The sequence below is a fragment of the Streptomyces rhizosphaerihabitans genome, assembly GCF_025399795.1.
In the GTDB taxonomy this organism is placed as follows: Bacteria; Actinomycetota; Actinomycetes; order Streptomycetales; family Streptomycetaceae; genus Streptomyces; species Streptomyces rhizosphaerihabitans.
Genome location: NZ_JAODTZ010000003.1, coordinates 213,522 through 232,807 on the forward strand (window position 1 = coordinate 213,522; position 19,286 = coordinate 232,807).

Annotated in this window: 20 protein-coding genes and 1 pseudogene; 8 read left to right on the plus strand and 13 right to left on the minus strand. The window is 68.5% G+C overall.

Going from position 1 to position 19,286, the window contains the following annotated elements; genetic code table 11:
- Nucleotides 1–56 precede the first annotated feature (56 nt).
- Both N4G66_RS04465 and N4G66_RS04470 read left to right on the plus strand, forming a co-directional pair.
- Nucleotides 57–263 carry a hypothetical protein gene (locus N4G66_RS04465; protein ID WP_261702603.1) on the plus strand — a complete coding sequence of 69 codons (207 nt, stop codon included), beginning with the start codon at nucleotides 57–59 and terminating at the stop codon, nucleotides 261–263.
- 273 nt (nucleotides 264–536) lie between these two features.
- Entirely contained in the window at nucleotides 537–1,589 is a 1,053-nt protein-coding gene (locus tag N4G66_RS04470) for a chitinase (RefSeq protein ID WP_261702604.1), read from the plus strand.
- Between the two features lie 129 nt (nucleotides 1,590–1,718).
- On the opposite strand, the gene N4G66_RS04475 is transcribed toward N4G66_RS04470, so the two are convergent.
- A complete protein-coding gene (locus N4G66_RS04475) occupies nucleotides 1,719–3,101 on the minus strand; it encodes a glycine--tRNA ligase (protein WP_261702605.1) in 1,383 nt (460 codons plus the stop codon).
- Nucleotides 3,102–3,298: 197 nt separating this feature from the next.
- On the opposite strand from N4G66_RS04475, the gene N4G66_RS04480 reads away from it, so the two are divergent.
- Genes N4G66_RS04480 through N4G66_RS04495 form a run of 4 tightly spaced genes read left to right on the plus strand, consistent with a single transcriptional unit; the run spans nucleotide 3,299 to nucleotide 6,423 of the window.
- Nucleotides 3,299–4,261: a metal ABC transporter substrate-binding protein gene (locus N4G66_RS04480; RefSeq protein ID WP_261702606.1), complete on the plus strand. Its 963-nt coding sequence runs from the start codon at nucleotides 3,299–3,301 to the stop codon at nucleotides 4,259–4,261.
- A 5-nt stretch (nucleotides 4,262–4,266) separates the two neighbouring features.
- Nucleotides 4,267–5,046 carry a metal ABC transporter ATP-binding protein gene (locus N4G66_RS04485; protein ID WP_261702607.1) on the plus strand — a complete coding sequence of 260 codons (780 nt, stop codon included), beginning with the start codon at nucleotides 4,267–4,269 and terminating at the stop codon, nucleotides 5,044–5,046.
- The gene (locus N4G66_RS04490; RefSeq protein ID WP_261702608.1) at nucleotides 5,046–5,948 is read left to right on the plus strand and encodes a metal ABC transporter permease; all 903 of its coding nucleotides are present in this window, start codon (nucleotides 5,046–5,048) and stop codon (nucleotides 5,946–5,948) included. Before N4G66_RS04485 ends, N4G66_RS04490 begins: the two co-directional genes overlap by 1 nt.
- 58 nt (nucleotides 5,949–6,006) lie before the next feature.
- Nucleotides 6,007–6,423: a Fur family transcriptional regulator gene (locus tag N4G66_RS04495; RefSeq protein ID WP_261702609.1), complete on the plus strand. Its 417-nt coding sequence runs from the start codon at nucleotides 6,007–6,009 to the stop codon at nucleotides 6,421–6,423.
- 13 nt (nucleotides 6,424–6,436) lie between these two features.
- Here the strand turns inward: N4G66_RS04495 and N4G66_RS04500 are convergent, their stop codons facing one another.
- The 4 genes from N4G66_RS04500 to N4G66_RS04515 all read right to left on the minus strand — a co-directional run bounded on the left by N4G66_RS04500 (nucleotide 6,437) and on the right by N4G66_RS04515 (nucleotide 9,122).
- A complete protein-coding gene (locus N4G66_RS04500; protein ID WP_261702610.1) occupies nucleotides 6,437–7,021 on the minus strand; it encodes a YcxB family protein in 585 nt (194 codons plus the stop codon).
- 74 nt (nucleotides 7,022–7,095) lie between these two features.
- Nucleotides 7,096–7,941 carry an isoprenyl transferase gene (locus N4G66_RS04505; RefSeq protein WP_261702611.1) on the minus strand — a complete coding sequence of 282 codons (846 nt, stop codon included), beginning with the start codon at nucleotides 7,939–7,941 and terminating at the stop codon, nucleotides 7,096–7,098.
- A 132-nt stretch (nucleotides 7,942–8,073) separates the two neighbouring features.
- Nucleotides 8,074–8,820: a DNA repair protein RecO gene (recO, locus tag N4G66_RS04510; protein ID WP_261702612.1), complete on the minus strand. Its 747-nt coding sequence runs from the start codon at nucleotides 8,818–8,820 to the stop codon at nucleotides 8,074–8,076.
- Nucleotides 8,821–8,888: 68 nt separating this feature from the next.
- The gene (locus N4G66_RS04515; protein ID WP_261702613.1) at nucleotides 8,889–9,122 is read right to left on the minus strand and encodes a hypothetical protein; all 234 of its coding nucleotides are present in this window, start codon (nucleotides 9,120–9,122) and stop codon (nucleotides 8,889–8,891) included.
- A 401-nt stretch (nucleotides 9,123–9,523) separates the two neighbouring features.
- On the opposite strand from N4G66_RS04515, the pseudogene N4G66_RS04520 reads away from it, so the two are divergent.
- Nucleotides 9,524–9,948: pseudogene (locus N4G66_RS04520) on the plus strand (PIG-L deacetylase family protein); the annotation flags it as partial.
- 14 nt (nucleotides 9,949–9,962) lie between these two features.
- Here the strand turns inward: N4G66_RS04520 and N4G66_RS04525 are convergent.
- The 6 genes from N4G66_RS04525 to N4G66_RS04550 all read right to left on the minus strand — a co-directional run bounded on the left by N4G66_RS04525 (nucleotide 9,963) and on the right by N4G66_RS04550 (nucleotide 16,576).
- A complete protein-coding gene (locus N4G66_RS04525; protein ID WP_261702614.1) occupies nucleotides 9,963–10,928 on the minus strand; it encodes a DUF6879 family protein in 966 nt (321 codons plus the stop codon).
- 40 nt (nucleotides 10,929–10,968) lie between these two features.
- A complete protein-coding gene (locus tag N4G66_RS04530) occupies nucleotides 10,969–11,949 on the minus strand; it encodes an SCO2521 family protein (RefSeq protein ID WP_261702615.1) in 981 nt (326 codons plus the stop codon).
- Between the two features lies 1 nt (nucleotide 11,950).
- Nucleotides 11,951–12,910, minus strand: coding sequence for an SCO2522 family protein (locus N4G66_RS04535; protein ID WP_261702616.1), 960 nt, complete (start codon nucleotides 12,908–12,910; stop codon nucleotides 11,951–11,953).
- Complete coding sequence (locus N4G66_RS04540) at nucleotides 12,907–13,815, minus strand: SCO2523 family variant P-loop protein (protein ID WP_261702705.1); 909 nt, start codon at nucleotides 13,813–13,815, stop codon at nucleotides 12,907–12,909. The genes N4G66_RS04535 and N4G66_RS04540 overlap by 4 nt, the downstream gene beginning before the upstream one ends.
- 2 nt (nucleotides 13,816–13,817) lie before the next feature.
- Nucleotides 13,818–15,662: an SCO2524 family protein gene (locus tag N4G66_RS04545; RefSeq protein ID WP_261702617.1), complete on the minus strand. Its 1,845-nt coding sequence runs from the start codon at nucleotides 15,660–15,662 to the stop codon at nucleotides 13,818–13,820.
- 68 nt (nucleotides 15,663–15,730) lie between these two features.
- Nucleotides 15,731–16,576, minus strand: a complete 846-nt coding sequence (locus N4G66_RS04550; RefSeq protein WP_261702618.1) for an SCO2525 family SAM-dependent methyltransferase — start codon at nucleotides 16,574–16,576, stop codon at nucleotides 15,731–15,733.
- A gap of 256 nt (nucleotides 16,577–16,832) precedes the next feature.
- Here N4G66_RS04550 and N4G66_RS04555 point away from each other — a divergent pair, with 256 nt between their 5' ends.
- On the plus strand, nucleotides 16,833–17,351 hold the full coding sequence (locus N4G66_RS04555; protein WP_261702619.1) for a GNAT family N-acetyltransferase: 519 nt from the start codon (nucleotides 16,833–16,835) through the stop codon (nucleotides 17,349–17,351).
- A gap of 290 nt (nucleotides 17,352–17,641) precedes the next feature.
- On the opposite strand, the gene N4G66_RS04560 is transcribed toward N4G66_RS04555, so the two are convergent.
- Nucleotides 17,642–18,151, minus strand: coding sequence for a protein-tyrosine phosphatase family protein (locus N4G66_RS04560; RefSeq protein WP_261702620.1), 510 nt, complete (start codon nucleotides 18,149–18,151; stop codon nucleotides 17,642–17,644).
- Nucleotides 18,152–18,529: 378 nt separating this feature from the next.
- Nucleotides 18,530–19,270, minus strand: coding sequence for a FadR/GntR family transcriptional regulator (locus N4G66_RS04565; RefSeq protein WP_261702706.1), 741 nt, complete (start codon nucleotides 19,268–19,270; stop codon nucleotides 18,530–18,532).
- Nucleotides 19,271–19,286: the final 16 nt, after the last annotated feature.

Sequence of the window (19,286 nt, forward strand, 5' to 3'; positions counted from 1 at the left end):
TCACCATGCTGCACACTCCTTGCTGCGCAGACGAAGCGGTAAAACCAGGAGGTGTCATGCTGCAGATCAACACGAGCAAGGTAAGCCGCTGGGACCAGCACGGCCGCGAACACACCGTCCGCGTACAACGGGCGGGCGTACAGCGCACCATCAAATGCGACACGTGCGGCTGGCGCAAAAGCGCCCAATTCCTCCCGTGGTTGAAGGCGGAGGAACACCTGGCCGAGGAGCACCAGGCGACGGTCGACCCCAAGGAGGCCTAGGGCCCGTCCGGTTCCGATCGGATCAGCCGGAGGCCGTCCCATTCGGCGGGGCGCGGATCAGCACCCGAGCGCGTCGGGCCGGCTGACGCAGCGGGCTGCCACCGCGCGACGCTCCAGGCGGCGGAAGGCCGCCCGCCTCGGTGACCGGGAACCGCGCTCAGCCCGCCCGGGGCCGTCACCCACCACTTTGGTCCAGACCTATTGACGAAAGGTCTGGACCGCGCGACTGTCATGCCTACGACACCTCACCGCACCCCCACCGGGAGGCCTCGCATGATTCGCCGGAAACTGCGTCTGCTCGCCGTCGCGCTGGCCGCGGCCGTCCTCACCCCTCTGTCGATCGCGGGCGCCCCCAGCGCATCGGCCGCGGACACCTGCGCCGTGAAGTCCCGCCCCGCCGGAAAGGTTCTCCAGGGCTACTGGGAGAACTGGGACGGCTCGTCCAACGGTGTGCACCCGCCCTTCGGGTGGACGCCGATCACCGACTCCCGTATCGCCGCGCACGGTTACAACGTGATCAACGCGGCGTTCCCCGTCATCCGCTCGGACGGCACCGCGCTGTGGGCGGACGGGATGGACGCGGGCGTGAAGGTCGCGACGCCCGCCGAGATGTGCGCGGCCAAGGCGTCGGGGCAGACGATCCTGCTGTCCATCGGCGGAGCGGCAGCCGGGATCGACCTGAGTTCGTCCGCGGTCGCCGACCGTTTCGTCGCGACGATCGTGCCCATCCTGAAGCAGTACAACTTCGACGGGATCGACATCGACATCGAGACCGGGCTCGTCGGCAGCGGGACCATCGGTCAGCTCTCCGCCTCGCAGGCCAACCTGATCCGGATCATCGACGGAGTGCTGTCGCGGATGCCGGCCGGCTTCGGGCTGACGATGGCACCGGAGACGGCGTACGTCACCGGCGGCAGCGTCGCGTACGGCTCGATCTGGGGCGCGTATCTGCCGATCGTCAAGAAGTACGCGGACAACGGGCGTCTGTGGTGGCTGAACATGCAGTACTACAACGGCAGCATGTACGGCTGTTCGGGTGACGCGTACTCCGCGGGCACGGTCCAGGGTTTCACCGCCCAGACCGACTGCCTCAACAAGGGGCTCGTAGTGCAGGGGACCACGATCAAGGTCCCCTACGACAAGCAGGTGCCGGGGCTGCCCGCGCAGTCCGGCGCCGGTGGCGGCTACATGTCGCCGAGTCTGGTCTCCCAGGCCTGGCGCCACTACGGCACCGGCCTCAAGGGCCTGATGACCTGGTCGGTCAACTGGGACGGCTCGAAGAACTGGACCTTCGGCGACAACGTGAAGGCGCTGCAGAGCCGCTGAGGCCGAAAGGACCGACCGGCGGCGCGCCGATGCCGCCGGTCGCACCGACGCCCGGACACCCCATGGTCCGGGACAACGCGAAGCCCCCGGTTCCCTGCTCGGGAACCGGGGGCTTCGTGAGCGCTCGGGTCAGCAGCCGACGAGGCGTGCGGCCAGGTAGCCCTCGATCTGGTCGAGCGAGACACGCTCCTGCTTCATGGAGTCGCGCTCGCGCACCGTGACGGCGTTGTCGTCGAGGGTGTCGAAGTCGACGGTGACACAGAACGGGGTGCCGATCTCGTCCTGGCGACGGTAGCGGCGGCCGATGGCGCCGGCGTCGTCGAAGTCGATGTTCCAGTTCTGGCGCAGCGCGGTGGCCAGACCCTTCGCCTTGGGCGAGAGCTCCGGGTTGCGCGACAGGGGCAGCACGGCGACCTTGACGGGCGCGAGGCGCGGGTCGAGGCGCAGCACGGTGCGCTTCTCCATCTTGCCCTTGGCGTTCGGCGCCTCGTCCTCGACGTAGGCGTCGAGCAGGAAGGCGAGCATGGCGCGGCCGACACCGGCGGCGGGCTCGATGACGTACGGGGTCCAGCGCTCTCCGGCTTCCTGGTCGAAGTAGGAGAGGTCCTGGCCGGAGGCCTTGGAGTGCGCGCCGAGGTCGTAGTCGGTGCGGTTGGCCACACCCTCCAGCTCACCCCACTCGTTGCCGCCGAACTGGAAGCGGTACTCGATGTCGGCGGTGCGCTTGGAGTAGTGGGAGAGCTTCTCCTTCGGGTGCTCGAACCACCGCATGTTCTCCTCGCGCATGCCGAGACCGGTGTACCAGTTCCAGCGCTGCTCCATCCAGTACTCCTGCCACTGCTCGTCCTCGCCCGGCTTGACGAAGAACTCCATCTCCATCTGCTCGAACTCGCGGGTGCGGAAGATGAAGTTGCCGGGCGTGATCTCGTTGCGGAAGGACTTGCCCATCTGGCCGATGCCGAACGGCGGCTTGCGGCGCGAGGTGGTCTGCACCTGGGCGAAGTTGGTGAAGATGCCCTGGGCGGTCTCGGGGCGCAGGTAGGCGACGGAACCGGTGTCCTGGGTGGGGCCGAGGTGGGTGGAGAGCAGACCCGAGAACTGCTTGGGCTCGGTGAAGGTGCCCTTGTTGCCGCAGTTGGGGCAGTTGAGGTCGGCGAGGCCGTTCTCCGGGAGACGGTGGTGCTTCGCCTCGTAGGCCTCCTCCAGGTGGTCGGCGCGGTAGCGCTTGTGACAGGAGGTGCACTCGGTGAGCGGGTCGGAGAAGGTGGCGACGTGGCCCGAGGCGACCCAGGTCTCGGTGGCCAGGATCACCGACGAGTCGATACCGACGACGTCCTCGCGGGAGGTGACCATGTAACGCCACCACTGGCGCTTGATGTTCTCCTTGAGCTCGACGCCGAGCGGGCCGTAGTCCCAGGCGGCACGCTGTCCACCGTAGATCTCACTACTGGGGAAAACGAAGCCACGGCGCTTGCTCAGGCTGACGATGGTGTCGATCTTGTCGGCGGCCACGGTGCTCTCTTCATTACGAACGGACGGCAGCGAATGCTTCAGGTTACCGGCGTCGCCCACCCCCGCATCAAATCGGTTCCCGCACTAGGCCGCTTCCTGCCGATTGGATCCGCTTGATACCCGTTGCCGAGGGATGGGCGAGCGCCCGGACGAGGGCTTGTTGACAATCGTTTCCAGATTTGTTGAAAATGAGTGTCATGAACGTACGACGACGCCTCATATCGGGGTTCGCGGTCATGGTGGCCATCGCCCTCGGCCTCGGTGCCCTCACGGCCTGCTCGGGTTCCGCCTCGGCCGACGCCGAGGGCAACGGAAAACTCGACGTGGTCGCGTCGTTCTACCCGCTTCAGTACCTCGCCGAGCAGATCGGCGGGACCCATGTGAACATCACGAACCTGACCCGTCCCGGCCAGGAACCGCACGACCTGGAGATCAGCGCCCGCGAGACCGCGCGGCTCCAGGACGCCGACGTCGTCCTCTACCTCAAGAACCTCCAGCCTGCCGTCGACGACGCGGTGGCCCAGTCCGGGGTGAAGACCAGGATCGACGCCGCCTCGCTGACGAAGCTGGAGAAGCACGGCAACGAGGTCGGCGGACACGCCGCCGCCCACGACCACAGCGAGGGCGAGGAAGCCGGCGCCACCGACCCGCACGTCTGGCTCGACCCGGTGCGGTTCGGCCAGGTCGCCGAGGGCATCTCGGCCGCGCTGGGGAAGGCCGACCCGAAGCACGCCGCGGACTACGCGAAGAACATGGCGGCGCTGCGGAAGAAGTTCACCGCACTGGACACCGACTTCCGAAACGGTCTCGCGGACACGAAGACCAAGACCTTCATCACCACCCACGCCGCGTTCGGCTACCTCGCCGAGCGCTACGGGCTCACCGAGGAGGCCGTCAACGGCCTGGACCCGGAGTCGGAGCCCAGCGCGAACCGGGTGAAGGGCCTGGAGAACATGGCGAAGGCCGACGGCGTCACGACGGTGTTCTACGAGACGCTCGTCAGCGACAGAACCGCGGGCACGATCGCCCGTGACGTGGGGCTCCGGACGGATGTCCTCGACCCCCTCGAAGGCATCACCGGCAAGTCCAGGGGCAGCGACTACATGCAGGTCATGCGGTCGAACCTGAAGGCGCTGCAGACAGCGCTCGGCACCAAGTGACCACCATGGAGGACGTCGTGAGCGAGTCCGTCGTGTCCCTGCGCGGTGTGCGGGCGGAGCTGGGTTCGCGCCCGGTCCTGCGCGGCATCGATCTCACGGTGCGCCGCGGGGAGGTCGTCGCGCTGCTCGGCGCCAACGGCTCCGGCAAATCGACCGCCGTGCGCAGTGTCATCGGCCAGGTCGCCGTCAGCGCGGGCGAGATCGAGATCTTCGGCGTTCCGCGCCGCCGCTTTCGCGACTGGCACCGGGTGGGGTACGTCCCTCAGCGGACCACGGCGGCGGGCGGTGTGCCGGCGACGGTGACCGAGATCGTCGCCTCGGGGCGGCTGTCCCGTGCCCGCTTCGGCATGCTGCGCAAGGCCGATCACGCGGCCGTCCGGCGGGCCCTGGAGCTCGTCGGGATGGCGGACCGCGCCAAGGACTCCGTCAACGCCCTGTCGGGCGGACAGCACCAGCGTGTCCTGATCGCCCGCGCGCTGGCCTGCGAGCCCGAACTGCTGATCATGGACGAGCCGATGGCGGGCGTGGACCTCGCCAGCCAGGAGGTACTGGCCGCGACCCTGCGCGACCAGGTCGCCCAGGGCACGTCCGTGCTGCTCGTGCTGCACGAGCTGGGCCCCCTGGAGCCGCTGATCGACCGCGCGGTCGTCCTGCGGGACGGCTGCGTGCTGCACGACGGCCCGCCGCCCCAGGCGGTCGGCCAGCACGCTCTGCCCGGCCACGACCACGTACACCCGCACGCGGCTCATGACGCCGAACCCCTCCGGACGGGACTGCTGAGCTGATGGACATCCTCGACTACGCCTTCATGCAGCGGGCGCTGCTCGCCGCCGTCCTGGTGGGCGTCATCGCGCCCGCCGTCGGCATCTACCTCGTCCAGCGCCGTCAGGCCCTGATGGGCGACGGGATCGGCCATGTGGCCATGACGGGCGTCGGCCTCGGCTTCCTGCTCAACACGTCACCGGTGTGGATGGCGACGGCCGTCTCCGTGCTGGGCGCCGTGCTCATGGAACTGATCCGCTGGTACGGCAAGACGCGCGGGGACATCGCCCTGGCCATGCTCTTCTACGGGGGCATGGCGGGCGGCGTGATGTTCATCAACCTCGCGCCGGGCGGCTCGAACGCCAACCTGACCTCGTATCTCTTCGGCTCGCTCTCGACGGTGAGCGAGTCCGACGTGACCGCGATCTGCGTGCTGGCCGCCTTCGTGGTGCTCGTCACCCTCGGACTGCGCCGGCAGTTGTTCGCGGTCAGCCAGGACGAGGAGTTCGCGCGGGTGACCGGTCTGCCGGTGCGGGCCCTGAACCTGCTCACCGCGGTCACGGCGGCGGTCACGGTGACCGTCGCGATGCGGGTGGTCGGCCTGCTGCTGGTGAGCGCGCTCATGGTCGTGCCGGTGGCGGCGGCCCAGCAGCTCACCCGGAGCTTCGCGGCGACCTTCGCCGTCGCGGTGGCGATCGGCGTGAGCGTGACGATCGGCGGCACGGTGACCTCGTTCTACCAGGACGTGCCGCCCGGCTCGACCATCGTGCTGCTGACGATCGGCGCGTTCATCGCACTGACGGCACTGGCATCGCCGCTGGCCCGGCGGCGGGCCCGTGCGGCGGCCGCGGCACAGACCGCCCAGGACCCCACGGAATGCGCGATTCCGGCCACGCGTGGCCCGGAGAGCACGGTCGGCGTCTGACCGGGCACAGCCCGGACTGGCACAATGGCCGGGCAAGGGCAGACGTGAGGAGGCAACGGTGACAACCGCTGGATCGCCCGTCCGGGGCCGTTCCACCCGGCAGCGTGCCGCCGTGGCGGCCGCGCTCGACGAGGTGGCCGAGTTCCGCAGCGCGCAGGAGCTCCACGACATGCTCAAGCACAAGGGCGACTCGGTCGGGCTCACCACGGTCTACCGCACGCTCCAGTCCCTGGCCGACGCCGGCGAGGTCGACGTCCTGCGCACGTCGGAGGGCGAGTCCGTCTACCGGCGCTGCTCCAGCGGCGAGCACCACCACCACCTCGTCTGCCGTGTCTGCGGCAAGGCCGTGGAAGTGGAGGGCCCGGCGGTGGAGAAGTGGGCTGAGTCCATCGCCGCGGAGCACGGCTATGTGAACGTGGCACACACGGTGGAGATCTTCGGTACGTGCGCGGAGTGCGCGGCGGCGAAGGGCTGAACCCCGGAGAGGATCAGACGCGCGTCAGGTTGCGGTCGAGAATCGCCCGCAACCGGTCGATGTCCTCGGGGGTGCGCGCGGCGCGCTTGGGCAGCATGGTGAAGCCGACGGCGTTCTTGTCGGGGCTGATCATGAGGAAGACGTCCTTCGTCTCCCGGTAGCGGGGCTGTGCGACCCAGTTGAGCGCCGTCGTGGAGTTGTCCGTGGTCACCGTCACCCCGGCATCCGTGACGGTCACCCGGAACGTGCCCTGGCGCACCGCGAGACGGTGGAACTGGCGGGCCAGGAGCCAGGGCGACAGCAGAACGACCGGCACGAAAACGACAAGCCAGATCACGACATACAGGGACACTTCCTGGCCGGTCATCGCCCGCTCGCCCTGCACAGCGGCCACGAGGGCCAGGCAACCCAGCGCCCAGTACTGTCTTCGGGCCGCCTTGCTGACACCTCTGCGCGCTTTCAGCGCCGACACGAGGTCCGCGACGGTCGGCCGGTACTCCAGCTCGACGGCATCGGCCCGGTACTCCTGAGGCTGCTCATGCCCCTGCGGCCGTACCGGCAACTCCTGCTGCTGCGCAGCGCCTTGGTCCTCGACCACGGCCCCTCCCCAGTTCAGTGGTGATGAGCCGTGATCGTAACGTCGAATTCGAACAACGCTGCGGGCGGCGGGTGTTACGACCCGTCGCCCCGCATGTCCTGCTCCATCGCGAGCAGTTTCTCGTTCGGGACGGCGCCGCCGAAGCGGCGGTCGCGCTGGGCGTACTCGACGCAGGCCCGCCACAGGTCGCGCCGGTCGAAGTCGGGCCACAGCACGTCCTGGAAGACCATCTCGGCGTAGGCGCTCTGCCAGATCAGGTAGTTGGAGGTGCGCTGCTCGCCGCTCGGGCGCAGGAACAGGTCCACGTCCGGCATGTCCGGGTAGTACAGGTACTTCTGGAGGGTCTTCTCGTTGACCTTGGACGGGTCGAGGCGACCGGCCTTCACGTCCTCGGCCAACGCCTGCGCCGCGTCGGCGATCTCGGCACGGCCGCCGTAGTTCATGCAGAAATACAGCGTGAGCGCGTCATTGTCCTTGGTCTGCTCCTGGGCGATCTGGAGCTCCTTGGCGACCGACTTCCACAGCTTGGGCATCCGGCCCACCCAGCGCACCCGGATGCCGAGCCCGTCGAGGGTGTCGCGGGTCTTGCGGATGAAGTCGCGGTTGAAGTTCATCAGGAAGCGCACCTCGTCGGGCGAGCGCTTCCAGTTCTCCGTGGAGAAGGCGTACAGGGAGATGCTGCCGACGCCGATCTCGACCGCGCCCTGGAGCACGTCGAGGACGCGCTCGGCACCGACCTTGTGCCCCTCGGTGCGGGGCAGCCCGCGGTCCTTGGCCCAGCGGCCGTTCCCGTCCATGACGATCGCGACATGGTTCGGGATGAGCTCGCCGGGGAGCTTGGGCGCGCGGGCACCGGAGGGGTGCGGTTCCGGCGTCCTGTACTCGCGTCGCTGGCGTCCCAGGATCCCGCGTACGACCATGTGCTTCTCGTCTCCCTCTTACGTGCTTGCGTGCGCTGGGCGCTCGTCTCGCTCTGCTTGCTGTTCTTGTGTGCTCTTGCCGCGCCGGTGCCTCGTGCGGGCTTCTCCTGAGCTCGTGTGCCCAGGTGGCGCCTACTTCTCCACGTAGCGCAGGGAACGCAGTCCGCGCTCCAGATGCCAGTGCAGATAGGCCGACACCAGCCCGCTGCCCTCCCGGACGTGCCGCGGCTCGCACGCGTCCGCGGTCTCCCAGTCTCCCGTGAGCAGCGCGCCGAGGAGTTCGAGGGCCTGAGGCGAGGGTACGACGCTGCCGGGCACCCGGCAGTCGACGCAGACGGAACCTCCCGAGGCGACCGAGAAGAACCGGTTCGGTCCCGGCATGCCGCATTTGGCACAGGCGCTGAAACTGGGCGCGTAGCCGTTGACGGCGAGGGAGCGCAGCAGGAAGGCGTCGAGGACGAGGTGCGGCTCGTGCTCGCCGCGGGCGAGGGTGCGCAGCCCTCCGACGAGCAGCAGATACTGCTGCACCGCCGGCTCCCCCTCGTGGTCTGTGAACCGCTCGGCGGTCTCCAGCATGGCGGTGCCCGCGGTGTAGCGCGGGTAGTCGGTGACGATTCCACCACCGTACGGAGCGATCGTCTCGCTCTGTGTGCACAGGGGCAGGCCGCGGCCGATCAGCTCACTGCCCCGCGCGAAGAACTGCACGTCCACATGGGAGAAGGGTTCGAGGCGTGCCCCGAACTTGGACTTGGTCCGCCGGACGCCGCGCGCCACCGCCCGTACGCGGCCGTGACCGCGCGTGAGCAGCGTGATGATCCGGTCCGCCTCACCCAGCTTCTGGGTGCGCAGCACGATGCCGTCGTCGCGGAACAGACTCATGCGGCCCATTCTCGCCTACGGCGCCCGCGGCCCGACCCCGATGGGTCGCTTTGCGTCCGGGGCCCTCTTCAAGGCACCTCGCCGCGGCTGCGCGCGTTGACGTACGCGGTCGCCGCGCTGAGCCGCTCCGCCGTGGTGGCCTGCCGGACGGCCTCCGGCACACAGTCCCATTCCCTGCCGCCGCCGAGCGGTCTCAGCTGTACGTAGGGTCCCTCGCTCCCCATGACCGTGCCCAGCCTCCCCGTGCGCGTGTCGACGGCGTAGGAACCGATCGGCGGTTCCGGCGGCTGCGGCGGCTTCATCGCCGGGCCGCCGCGAGCCGGGCGGCGTCTTCGTTTGCCGGTGGCGGTTCTTCTTCCACTCTGCTCACCTGTCCCTTTTCGTTTCACGCTTCGAATCTTCGTCGTGACGCTCCGCATCTGGAGGCGACAGGATTCTGTCCGCCACAAATGCGGCGCAGCGTAAGGGGGTTGGCCTGTGGCCAATGGCTCGCGGCAGGCTGCCTGGGAATTCTTCGGTCAAGAACGGAAACGACGCAGAAGTACGCGGGTTTCACCCAAGTGGAGTCGGGTGCGCGACTTTTCGTCTCCGGGGCCCTGTCGGCCGGTCGGAACAGGTCATCCGGAAACCGCAGTCGGATGCGGCCCAGCGGATCGGCACGCTTCTGCGGAGCGACGGCTTCTTCGAGCGGATGTGGCACAAGATGACCCTTCCGAGCCTCCTCGCGGTGTTCGCGCATCCCGACGACGAATCCCTGTCGGCGGGCGGCGTACTCGCCCGGCACGCGGCTTCGGGAGCCCGGACCGCGGTCGTCACGGCGACCTGGGCGGAAGGCACCCACCGTGCCGAGGAGCCGCCCGACGCGCTGCGCGTCCTCGGCGCGGGCACACCGCGCATGCTCGGCTACGCCGACGCGCGGGTGCCGGAGTCGGCACCGGGAGCCGTCCGGTTCCGCGACGCGCCGCTCGACGAGACCGTGCGGCGGCCGGTCGGACCCTGGGCGCACTGCCGCTCCGGGAGGGCAGGCCGATGTTCAGCGTCCCGGACGAGTGGGTCGGCGCGACGGTCGATGTGCGCCCCTGGCTGGACCGGAAGATCAAGGCCGTACTGGCCCACCGCTCCGAAGTGCCGTTTCGGCGCGCCTACCGGCTGGCCTCCCAGAGTTCGTCGAACCACTTGGCGCACGGATCGACGTGGTCCTCCCTCGCGTCCAGCGTCGTCTTGACGTTGACCTGTCTCAGGTCCTGCTCCACCTCGTAGCAGAGCGCTCCGTCGAAGATGACGAAGTCGCTCGTCGGACCGAGGCGTGCGTGCTCGGGCACCTGAGACAGCACCACCACCCGCGCCTCGATGCCCAAGGCGTTCTGGTTCTCGCACAGTCCCGTCAGTTCGTCTTCCACGTGCTCGGGTTCATTGACGATGAACAGCCGTCTGACCCTCACCTGCCGCAACTTGATGGCGTCGCGCTGCGCCAGCAGATAGCGACGCCCCGGCTCACTGGTCCAGAAGTCCCGGTCGACGATGGTGCTGGTGGCGTCGATGGTGCTCTTCGTGCAGTTGGTGAGGCCCAGGAGCCAGTCGTGGTTCTCTCCCCGGCATTCGGCGCTCCGCTTGGTGAGGCCCTCCATGAGCAGCGCGAGCCTGCTGATCTCGTCCCGCGCGAAGCTGTTCACTATCTCGGTGCCCAGCAGGCCCACCCGCGTCGCGCTGTGGGCCAGTTCGGCCACGCCGTCCGCGCGGAGCACCGAACGCCCCATCTGGCTGAAGAGCCTGGTCGCCTCGTTGATGCGGGCGAAACTGGTGTTGACGACGTCTTCCATCTCACGGTTGTGGGAGACGAGGTTCTGTTTCATCTCGGTGTTGTGGTCGGCCAGGCTCTCCTTCATCTCCTGAATGCGGTCGCGCTGACCGGTCTCCATCCCCTTCAGCCGGTTCTCGAAGTCGTTCATGTACTGGATGATCAGTGCCGCGCCACCGAGGATCAGGGAAACGGTCAGTTTCCATATCTCGTTCTGGTTCTGGTCCAGGACATTGGTGAGCACGTACACGGGAACGGCCACAACCAAGGTGATCAGTGTCTTCTTCAGGACTCCTGGCGTTGCGTCCATCTGCCTCTCCCCCGTCGGAATCGTGCACGGATCTGTCGCGTCAGGGCGCTGTCGACGCCTCTGCCGGTGCTGCGATGGCCTGCAGGGTCAGCTGGTCCCGGATGCGCTGGACGAGCGTCTGCCACTGCCGGGTGAATCCGGGCTCTGTCTCCAGCACCTCCCACAAGGGGCTCAACGTCCGGTCCACTCGCGCGCTCGGCATCCACAGGTGCAGCAGATGGTCGACCAGTGGGCGCACCACGTTCATGACTGCCGCGCCCTCCGCCGCCCCCATCCGGATGCCGTCGAGTTTCTGCACGACCGTCGTCAGCAGCCAGTCGTGCAGGGCGAGGTCTTCGCACAGCCCGGCGACGGCCGCCGGTTCCGTACTCTGCGGCAGCCGCAGTTCGATGGTCCGCAGCCCGTCGTCGTCGAGGGTGAAACGCTCGATCGAGGCGTCGGCACTGTCCTGGACCGGCAGTGCGGCCCAGCGCAGCCTGGTGCGCCGGGACTTGAACGGAACATCGTGATCGAGCAACGGGTGCCGTGACAGCTGCCCGAGGAGTCCCTCCGCGATGGATCCGAGCCCCAGCTCACCCGATGGGACCGCCGATCGGTCACGTGCCAGAAAGCCGGCCGCGACAGCCTGCTCCGGAAGCCGGCCCAGCGGCACCAGAACTCCCGGACGGACGAGGTAGTACCCCCATGGCTGTCGTTGGTCGAGACCCGCGGCCGGCGCGGAGAAGTACGCGGTGGCCTGGAGAACCCGGCCCTCGGTGAGTACCGCGCGGGCGGCCACCGTGCCGATGGCGCGGATCTTGGCGTCGTTGGCCGTCGGCAGCCGGCAGTCCACGCCGGTGAGGACGTCCGGAGAGCGGGCGTGGAGATTGGGGCGTTCGGAGACGCGGACCTGTTCGTCCGTACGCAGCGCGAGCAGTCGGGCGGCATCGCGGCCGTCCAGGCAGTGACGGGTCGGCAGCAGACCTGTGCGCACCTCTCCGCAGGTCAGCACGTGCCGGGGCGTCTCCCCCGTGGCATCCACGTCAGAGTCCTGGCGGAAAGACGTAGGAGGCACGGTCGGCGATCTGGACGGGTACGTGGATACCCTCCCGGGCGGATCGCTCGGTGATCTGTCCCAGTGCCGCGGAGTCCACGTGGATCTGGTCGAGGATCACTCGGACGGCGTGCTCGACAGGCAGGAACCGGGTCGGCAGCACTGTGCAGGTGAAGTACGCGGTGAACGGCGCCGCCGAGGGGGTGAGCCGGAGCAGCGGCGGCAGGTCGTCCCAGTCGTCCGGAAAGCCTTCGCCGTTCCATGGAGCGGGCTTCGGGACAGGCCTGCCGTTGTCCCGCAGCAGTCCGAGGCGGGCCAGTTGCCAGACCGCGGCGAGAAAGGGGCAGGACCAGGTGCGGTGGTCGTCCGCGTCGTCCCACAACTCCACGTCCATGTGGATGGAATGGCGGACGGCCCCTGTCTCACTGGGCGGCTTCCAGCTGGTGGCGGTCATCGCGGCCGAGGTGCGCTGAGGAGGTGTGCGCTGACCGTTGGTGAGCCAGCCGGTCCTGCTGACGGGCGGGCGGAACCCGTTGCTGCCGGGCGGTGGCGACTCGACAAGGCGTCGCATCACGGATTCGGCGAGGTGGACGTCCTCGGTGACGGCGCACCCCGACTCGCGGGCCAGGTAGTCGATGGTCAGGTCCGCTTCCCCGGCCGCCGAGAGCAGCATCGGGACGAGTTCGGCCGGTGTGGAGAAGCGGGTGAAGTAGTCGTCGATGAGGAAGCAGGTGCTGAGGCGGAGTGTCCGGCCTCCGGTGAGGGCAGCGACTCCGGCGCGCGCGGCGTCGATCCAGGGCCGTACCGCCTCGAAGTGCCGCCGCAGCCGGTCGGGGCCTTCGCGCAGGTCCTCCATGTGCAGATGTCCCAGCTCCAGGGAGAGATGGGAGAGCGGCACCGACTCGGTGCGCGGCTGCGCGCTCGTCTCCCGGAAAACGGCCTCCGTCACGGCTGCCCCCAGTACGCGTCGTCGGTCAGCCGCTCGGAGAGTTCCACCAGCGCCTGCCAGGTCGCCTTGTTGGCGATCCGGCTGCCGTTCACGTCCTCGTCGGTGATGAGCTGCTCACAGATCAGCAGGACGGGTTCCAGGGGTACGGATCCAAGGACGCGGGTCTTTCCGATGCCTCGGTTGGCCGCCATGACGTCGAGCTTCTCGTCGTACGCGCGCATCCAGCGGGCCGTTGTGGAGGGCACCTGGGACAGCAGCGGTGAACCGACAGCGGGCACCGCGGCACGTACGAAGCGGATGGCGCCCGCGAGCGCCTCCTCCTCGTGTCCCATGTCCGCGCCGGCTTTCACTATGCCGGAGACGAGGTCGGCGGCGGCGGTCACGTGCTGCGGGGTCCAGCGGTGGTAGATCAGCCAGCGGGCCGGGACACTCCGCAGTTCCGGCCGCGAGGTCGCCCGGAGCACCATGTCCATCGCATAGCTGCGTCCGGCGCTGAGGTCCACCACGATCACGTCGAACTCGGCGTTCAGCCGCAGGAAGAGGTCGACGCACCGGTGCAGGCTCTCGTCGTCGGTGACGAACTCGCCGCCGTCACGGTCTGCGGGCAGCAGCACCAGACGGCCGGATCCACTGGGCCGGTTGCGCAACGTCTTGCGCTCGGTACTGGCCCAGACGTCGATGCGTGCGGGCTCGTCGGTGGTTCCCCACAGGTAGGAATGCAGGCCCTGGTGTCCGAATCCGTCCAGCACCCTTGGGATTCCGAAGACCGCGGCGGCGGTCGGGGAGCCGAAGTCGAAGTCCAGATAACAGACTTCGTCCCCTGCCAGGGCCCGGCGATAGGCGAGATTGGCGCTGGTGACCGAGCGCCCCGTGCCCCCCTTGTCGGAAGCGGCGAAGACCAGCACGGTCACACCTCCTGGAACGCGGCGTTCCTGGCCCGAGCCAGCGCGTCGAGTTCAACGAGTACACCGAGGGTCAGTGCGTAGGCCGTGCCCGGCTGTTCGTCGAGCAGCTGCCTGGCTCGGCGGAGGTTGGCCTCGATGCCGTGCAGACCGGCGCCTTCCTCGCTGTTGGCCGGAGGTGCGGGCTCCATCTGCTCCTTGCCGAGGAGATGTGTGGACTCGCTGAGCAGAGCCCGTGCGAGGGTGGCCAGTTCGGCGCTGCGGATCGGCGGTTGTGTGTAGAGCTGGCGCGCGGCGACCATGCACTCGGTGACGCGCTCGGTGATGCTCCAGGACAACGGCGCCTCGGTGGCCTGCGAGCCGGGGTAGACGGCATGGACGTTGTCCCACAGCCCGGCGCTTTCGCCGTTCCCGATGCGGCGCGCCCACAGATGGTCCAGGGTCTGCTCGGCGAGGCGCAGCAGCCGGTCGTGCGAGACGATGTTGCGGGAGAGCACGCACAGTTGGATGGTCCGCTTCAGCAGTTGCGCCGAGAAGTCCGTCATCGTCCACTGCATGGGCGGGCCCTTGGCATCGCTGCCCTGCAGCGGCAGGGTGACGCCGGGGCTGTGCAGCAGGACGGCCCCGTCGTCCCGGGTGACGCGACTGGTGATCCGGCCGCGTTCGGCGAGGCGTTCCATGACGCCGACGGTGCGCGTGAGGTCGTCGTCCGTGGCGCGGCGGCGCACCAGATCGTGGACGAGCAGTGCGGCGACGGAGAGCGAGAAGTACTCCGACTCCAGTCGCCGCTGGCCGGTTGTGCGCCAGGGGATGTCCTCCAGCGGCCAGGTGTCGTCGCCGAAGCGGGCGATCCCTGACCAGAACTGCTGGGTGATCTCCCAGCGCAGTCGCAGTGCCTCGGCGAGCTTCTGCTGCTCGGAGTTGAGCAGCCCGAGGGTGAGGGTGCGGTCCGAGAAGAGGTCCTGAATGCCGTCGAGCGCGACGACGGTGAAGTAGAGATACGGACTGGCGTGGGCGATGCCTTCGGGCTGCACACCGATCCGTTCCGTGGTCTGCACCTCCGGGGCATCCTGCACAAGACTCCAGGCCCAGCCGCACTCGAAGAGCTGGCTCTCGTCCCTCAGACGCTCCTCGACCTCGACGCCGAGAACGAAGCTTTCACTGATCGTGGCACGCAACGCCTTGAAGCGTTCCTGGAACTGCTGAAGGACGACCCTCTCGGACAGCCGTCCCTGGCCGAGCAGCCGGCACAGGGTCCGGCCCTGTGCCGAATCGGTGTCGAATACATTGACCGCGAAGGAACGCAGCAGGCTCACCATGGCGGCGGTGAGCCGGGTACTGGTGGCGGTCCTGAGTTCCTGGATCCGTCTCTTCACATCGGCCCGCTGCGTCTTGGTCTCATACACCTTGAGGAAGCCGAGCGTGGCGAGGCAGAGGGTGACAGACATGGAGAAGGAGTCGACCACTCCCAGTTCGCGCTGTTCCTTGGTGAGTTCATCCTTCGATTGCTCGGGGGCGAAGTAGTAGCCGCCACCGAAGGTCGGCGTTTCGTTGTCGTCGGTGTACTGGTCCATGAACTCGGCGAGAGCCGTCACCAGGTTTCCGGGAAGCTCCATCGGCCCCCCGGCTCTCTTGAGAGCCTTCTGGACGTCGTCCTGGACGGTGTTCGGGTCGTCGAGACGGAAGGCCGGGATTTCGGTGGCGGGGTACATGAGACAAAGGAGCCGCTCGGCATCCGCGACGCTGCTGCGACCTCCCCATTCACCCCAGTCCCATGCGCCACTCGTGAAGGAGTGACGGGCGATCGCCTGCCAGATGTCCAGCAGCTGCTGACGCGGCTTGATCTGCATACCCATGCCCCTCACACAGGCCTGGAAGGTGCACGGAGAAATCAGTCGGTAACCGGACGGACTCGCCGTCAGGAACCGGACGGATTCACCCCTTGCACGCTCCACCATTTCGAACGCACCGGCTTGTCGAAATAAGAATTCCGGCGCCCACAGGTCAAAATCATCGCCGTGTATCCGTCACGCAGCAGTCCACCCGGCTTTCCTACGGGAAAAATTTCGACATCGTCCGAATACCGACCCACCACGTCGGCGATCTGCGATTTACTCACATAACAGGCCGGAAACCATTCGGCGCCGACCTTGTACCCTTCCGAATGCTCCATGAATGCGGCGGCAAAAGGCGCTCCGGGCTCCAGGGAACTCAGGAAGCAGCCGGTTCCGCGCTCGAATTCCTCATAGGAGGTGGACATCGACTCGGCAACGAAGAACATGGTCCCGATGGACCAACGCCCCTGGCTCCGGTGAAGGTCGAACAGATTCCCGCGCTTGACACGGACGGCCTCCTCGAACCGCACTTTGCGGTCCGCCTCGAGTGCGCTGTAGACCTCGTGCTTGTCCCCCTTGGAGAGCACCTCCCAGAACTGGTCCCACGACTGGTCGAAGCCACGGCGCTGACTCTTCAGATAGCGCACGTTGGCGGACGAGCGCTCCAGCAGCGTGATCCTGTCGCACCAGGGCAACATGGTGAGAGCGGGATAGAGATTCGCTCCGGCACCCACGTCGATTCCGGAAAGCATCCTTCCGGAATTCTCACGGAAGTGATCACTGAAGCGGTCCCGGACGATGGAGATGATCTCCGCATCATCAGGATGCAAGATCCGATAGTTGTGATCAATGTACACCTCGGGGTCGAACGCGTCCCAGGGTGCGTCATCGTTCAGCTTTTGCCCGCCGTCCGGCGATCTCGAGGCCATCGACCCAATGTAGCAACGTGGCTCGTGGCCCGTACCCCTTTCCGACACGGATCCTTTGCGAACCCTTGACACAGAGCTCGAGTCGAGCCCCCGACGAATCAGTTTTTGGCCCTAATTCCACCTTGAACGGACAGTTGTTGCCAGGAATGATGGCTTGACCTGTGCTGATCGAACCCGGGCACAGGGTGTGCGCCGACCGGCTCGTATTCACCCGTGCGAGACGGCACCTCTTTGACTCCTCTCACAAGGGGCCGAAATGATTCCGCTGCCCGGAGACCACTTCCCGTCCGCCACCGGCTCGACGCTGCGCCGATGGCCGGGCGACCGTCCCCTGAGCATCAGACCGGGCACCGAGTCGGACCTGCCAGAAGTCGTCCGCCTCGACGAGGAGGCCTTCCCGGAGGGCCCGTACGACTACGACATACTCCGGCAGTGGCTCGACGTGTGCGGCGACCGTCTGCTCGTCGCCGATGACGGCACCACCCTGCACGGCTACGTCGCCGTCGCCGCGACGCCGGATCCCACACGTACATGGATTGTCAGTCTCGCCGTCGCTCCCGGCCGCCGCGGACACGGACTGGGCAGGCAGTTGATGCTGGAGACACTGGGCCACCTGCGTTCCGACGGCGTACGTGAGGTGAGGTTGACGGTGGCGCCCTCCAACACGACCGCCATCGTGCTCTACAGGTCGTTGGGTTTCGTCCCTGTCGGGGGCATCCGCAAGGACTATCTCGGGCCGGGAAGGGACCGGCTGCTCCTCGCGCTCTCCTTTTGACTCGCCGCACCAGGACCGCATCTTCGCCGAGGCGTTCCGGGCGCTGCGCCCCGGCGGCATCTGCGCGGGCAGCGGCAGTCGGCGGAGCCTGCGTTCCGCGCTGTCGCATGTGTCCGGGCTGTCGCATGTGCGCGACACGACGAACACGGCCGGTCCGCGGGGACTCCCGGCACGACCGAGCGTGGCCCGCTTCACGAAGGTGTCCGCGGACGTGCACCCGGCGGGCGGCTTCCCTCCGCTTCCCGGTTTCCGGCGACGCGCCCCCAGCGAGCCCTGGAGGGCCGCCCGGATCAGTCCTGCGCGCCGAAGCGGCGTACGTACGCGCGCTGCCACGGCGTCTCCACCGCGTGCCGGTCGTAGTGCCGGCGTACGTAGGCCACCGCGTCCTCGGGCGGTACGCCGTCGAGGACGGCGACGCAGGCCAGGGCCGTGCCGGTGCGGCCGCGGCCGCCGAAGCAGGCGATCTCGACGCGTTCGCCGGCGGCCCGCCGCCAGGCCTCCGTGAGCACCGCGCGGGCCCCCGCCCGGTCGGCGGGCAGCCGGAAGTCCGGCCAGCGCAGCCAGCGGGCTTCCCAGGGGACCGGGGGCGGCTCCTTGCCGAGCAGATACACGGCGTACGTCGGCTCGGGACCTCCGTCGGCCGGAAGCGGCCGGCGCAGCGCCCGGCCCCGGATCAGCCGGCCGGAGGGCAACGACAGCACACCCGCGTCGCCCGGCTCCCAGGTACCGCTGTCGGCGTCGGCGCCGAATCGCTCGCCAGGGTGCGAGTAGGGCTGCGTATCGGGGTCGGTTTCGGCCATGGGTCCACCATAGGGCGGGCCGGGGCAGAGGACCCGGGGCTGGACGAGGCCGGAGCGGAACCGACCCGGGATGTGGCGGGCCGGGAGCGCACACAGGCCCGGACACCCCTCCGGTACCGGGGCTGGGCAGGCCCTGGCCGGGACGGACCCCGGGCAGGCCGGACGCCGAACGGGCACAACGCCGGAGGAGTCCGAGGTCGGACGGGCCCGGAGTCGACCGGGCCCGGAGTCGACCGAGCCCGGAGTCGACCGAGCCCGGAGTCGACCGAGCCCGGAGTCGGCCGAGGGCCGGAGTCGGCCGAGGGCCGGAGTCGAGGCCGGAGTCGAGGCCGGAGTTGAGCGAGGCCGGGATGGGGCGGGACCGGAGCGGAGCCCCGTTCAGCTCACGCCGCGGGAGCCCTGGGCCGCCCGAGTCTCGATTCCCCGGAAATGGTCGGCCATCGCGCGCTGGGCGCCCTCGACGTCCCGGACCCGCAGGGCGGTGAGGATGTCGCGGTGACGGCGGGCCGTCACCTCCGGGGTGATGTCGTCGGTCCAGCCGCGCACCACGGCGACCCGCCGGAAGACGGTCCAGAACGCGCCGAGCAGCTGGGGCACGAGCGGGTTGCCGAGCGATGCGTACAGCAACTCGTGGAACTCGCTGTCGAGTTCGGGGAAGGAGCGCCCGTCGTCGCCGGCCGTCTCCATCTCCGTGACGACGGCTTCGAGCCGGTCCAGCTCCTCCTCGGTCAGCACCTGGGCGACCCGGCTTATCAGCCCCTCCTCCAGCACCTCGCGGACCTGGAGGATCTCGGCAAGCGCCCCGGTCGGATCGTCCGGACGGGCGAGCGTGCGGAAGGTCAGTCCGTCGACGAACGGCGTCATGGACGCCTCGCCCACATACGTTCCGTAGCCGTGCCGGATCTCGACTATGTCGAGTGCCTGAAGGGCCTTGAGCGCCTCGCGGACCGAGTTGCGGCTCACGCCGAGATCGGTCATCAGCTCGGTCTCGGTGGGTAGCGGCGCGCCGGCCGGAAGCCCCTGGTCGAGGATCAGCTGCATGACCTCGCGCTGGATCTGACTGCTCACCCGGCGCTCGGGCCGCCGCCGGTTCCCGGTCTCCTCAGGCATGCGCCGCATCGTACGCTCGCTGGAC

Bases quoted from the DNA above. Each gene is read 5' to 3' on its own strand.
- N4G66_RS04465 (WP_261702603.1), top strand. From the start codon at position 57: ATGCTGCAGATCAACACGAGCAAGGTAAGCCGCTGGGACCAGCACGGC.
- N4G66_RS04470 (WP_261702604.1), top strand. From the start codon at position 537: ATGATTCGCCGGAAACTGCGTCTGCTCGCCGTCGCGCTGGCCGCGGCC.
- N4G66_RS04480 (WP_261702606.1), top strand. From the start codon at position 3,299: ATGAACGTACGACGACGCCTCATATCGGGGTTCGCGGTCATGGTGGCC.
- N4G66_RS04485 (WP_261702607.1), top strand. From the start codon at position 4,267: ATGGAGGACGTCGTGAGCGAGTCCGTCGTGTCCCTGCGCGGTGTGCGG.
- N4G66_RS04490 (WP_261702608.1), top strand. From the start codon at position 5,046: ATGGACATCCTCGACTACGCCTTCATGCAGCGGGCGCTGCTCGCCGCC.
- N4G66_RS04505 (WP_261702611.1), bottom strand. From the start codon at position 7,941: ATGGTCGTACGCGGGATCCTGGGACGCCAGCGACGCGAGTACAGGACG.
- recO (WP_261702612.1), bottom strand. From the start codon at position 8,820: ATGAGTCTGTTCCGCGACGACGGCATCGTGCTGCGCACCCAGAAGCTG.
- N4G66_RS04515 (WP_261702613.1), bottom strand. From the start codon at position 9,122: ATGAAGCCGCCGCAGCCGCCGGAACCGCCGATCGGTTCCTACGCCGTC.
- N4G66_RS04525 (WP_261702614.1), bottom strand. From the start codon at position 10,928: ATGGACGCAACGCCAGGAGTCCTGAAGAAGACACTGATCACCTTGGTT.
- N4G66_RS04545 (WP_261702617.1), bottom strand. From the start codon at position 15,662: ATGCAGATCAAGCCGCGTCAGCAGCTGCTGGACATCTGGCAGGCGATC.
- N4G66_RS04550 (WP_261702618.1), bottom strand. From the start codon at position 16,576: ATGGCCTCGAGATCGCCGGACGGCGGGCAAAAGCTGAACGATGACGCA.
- N4G66_RS04555 (WP_261702619.1), top strand. From the start codon at position 16,833: ATGATTCCGCTGCCCGGAGACCACTTCCCGTCCGCCACCGGCTCGACG.
- N4G66_RS04560 (WP_261702620.1), bottom strand. From the start codon at position 18,151: ATGGCCGAAACCGACCCCGATACGCAGCCCTACTCGCACCCTGGCGAG.
- N4G66_RS04565 (WP_261702706.1), bottom strand. From the start codon at position 19,270: ATGCGGCGCATGCCTGAGGAGACCGGGAACCGGCGGCGGCCCGAGCGC.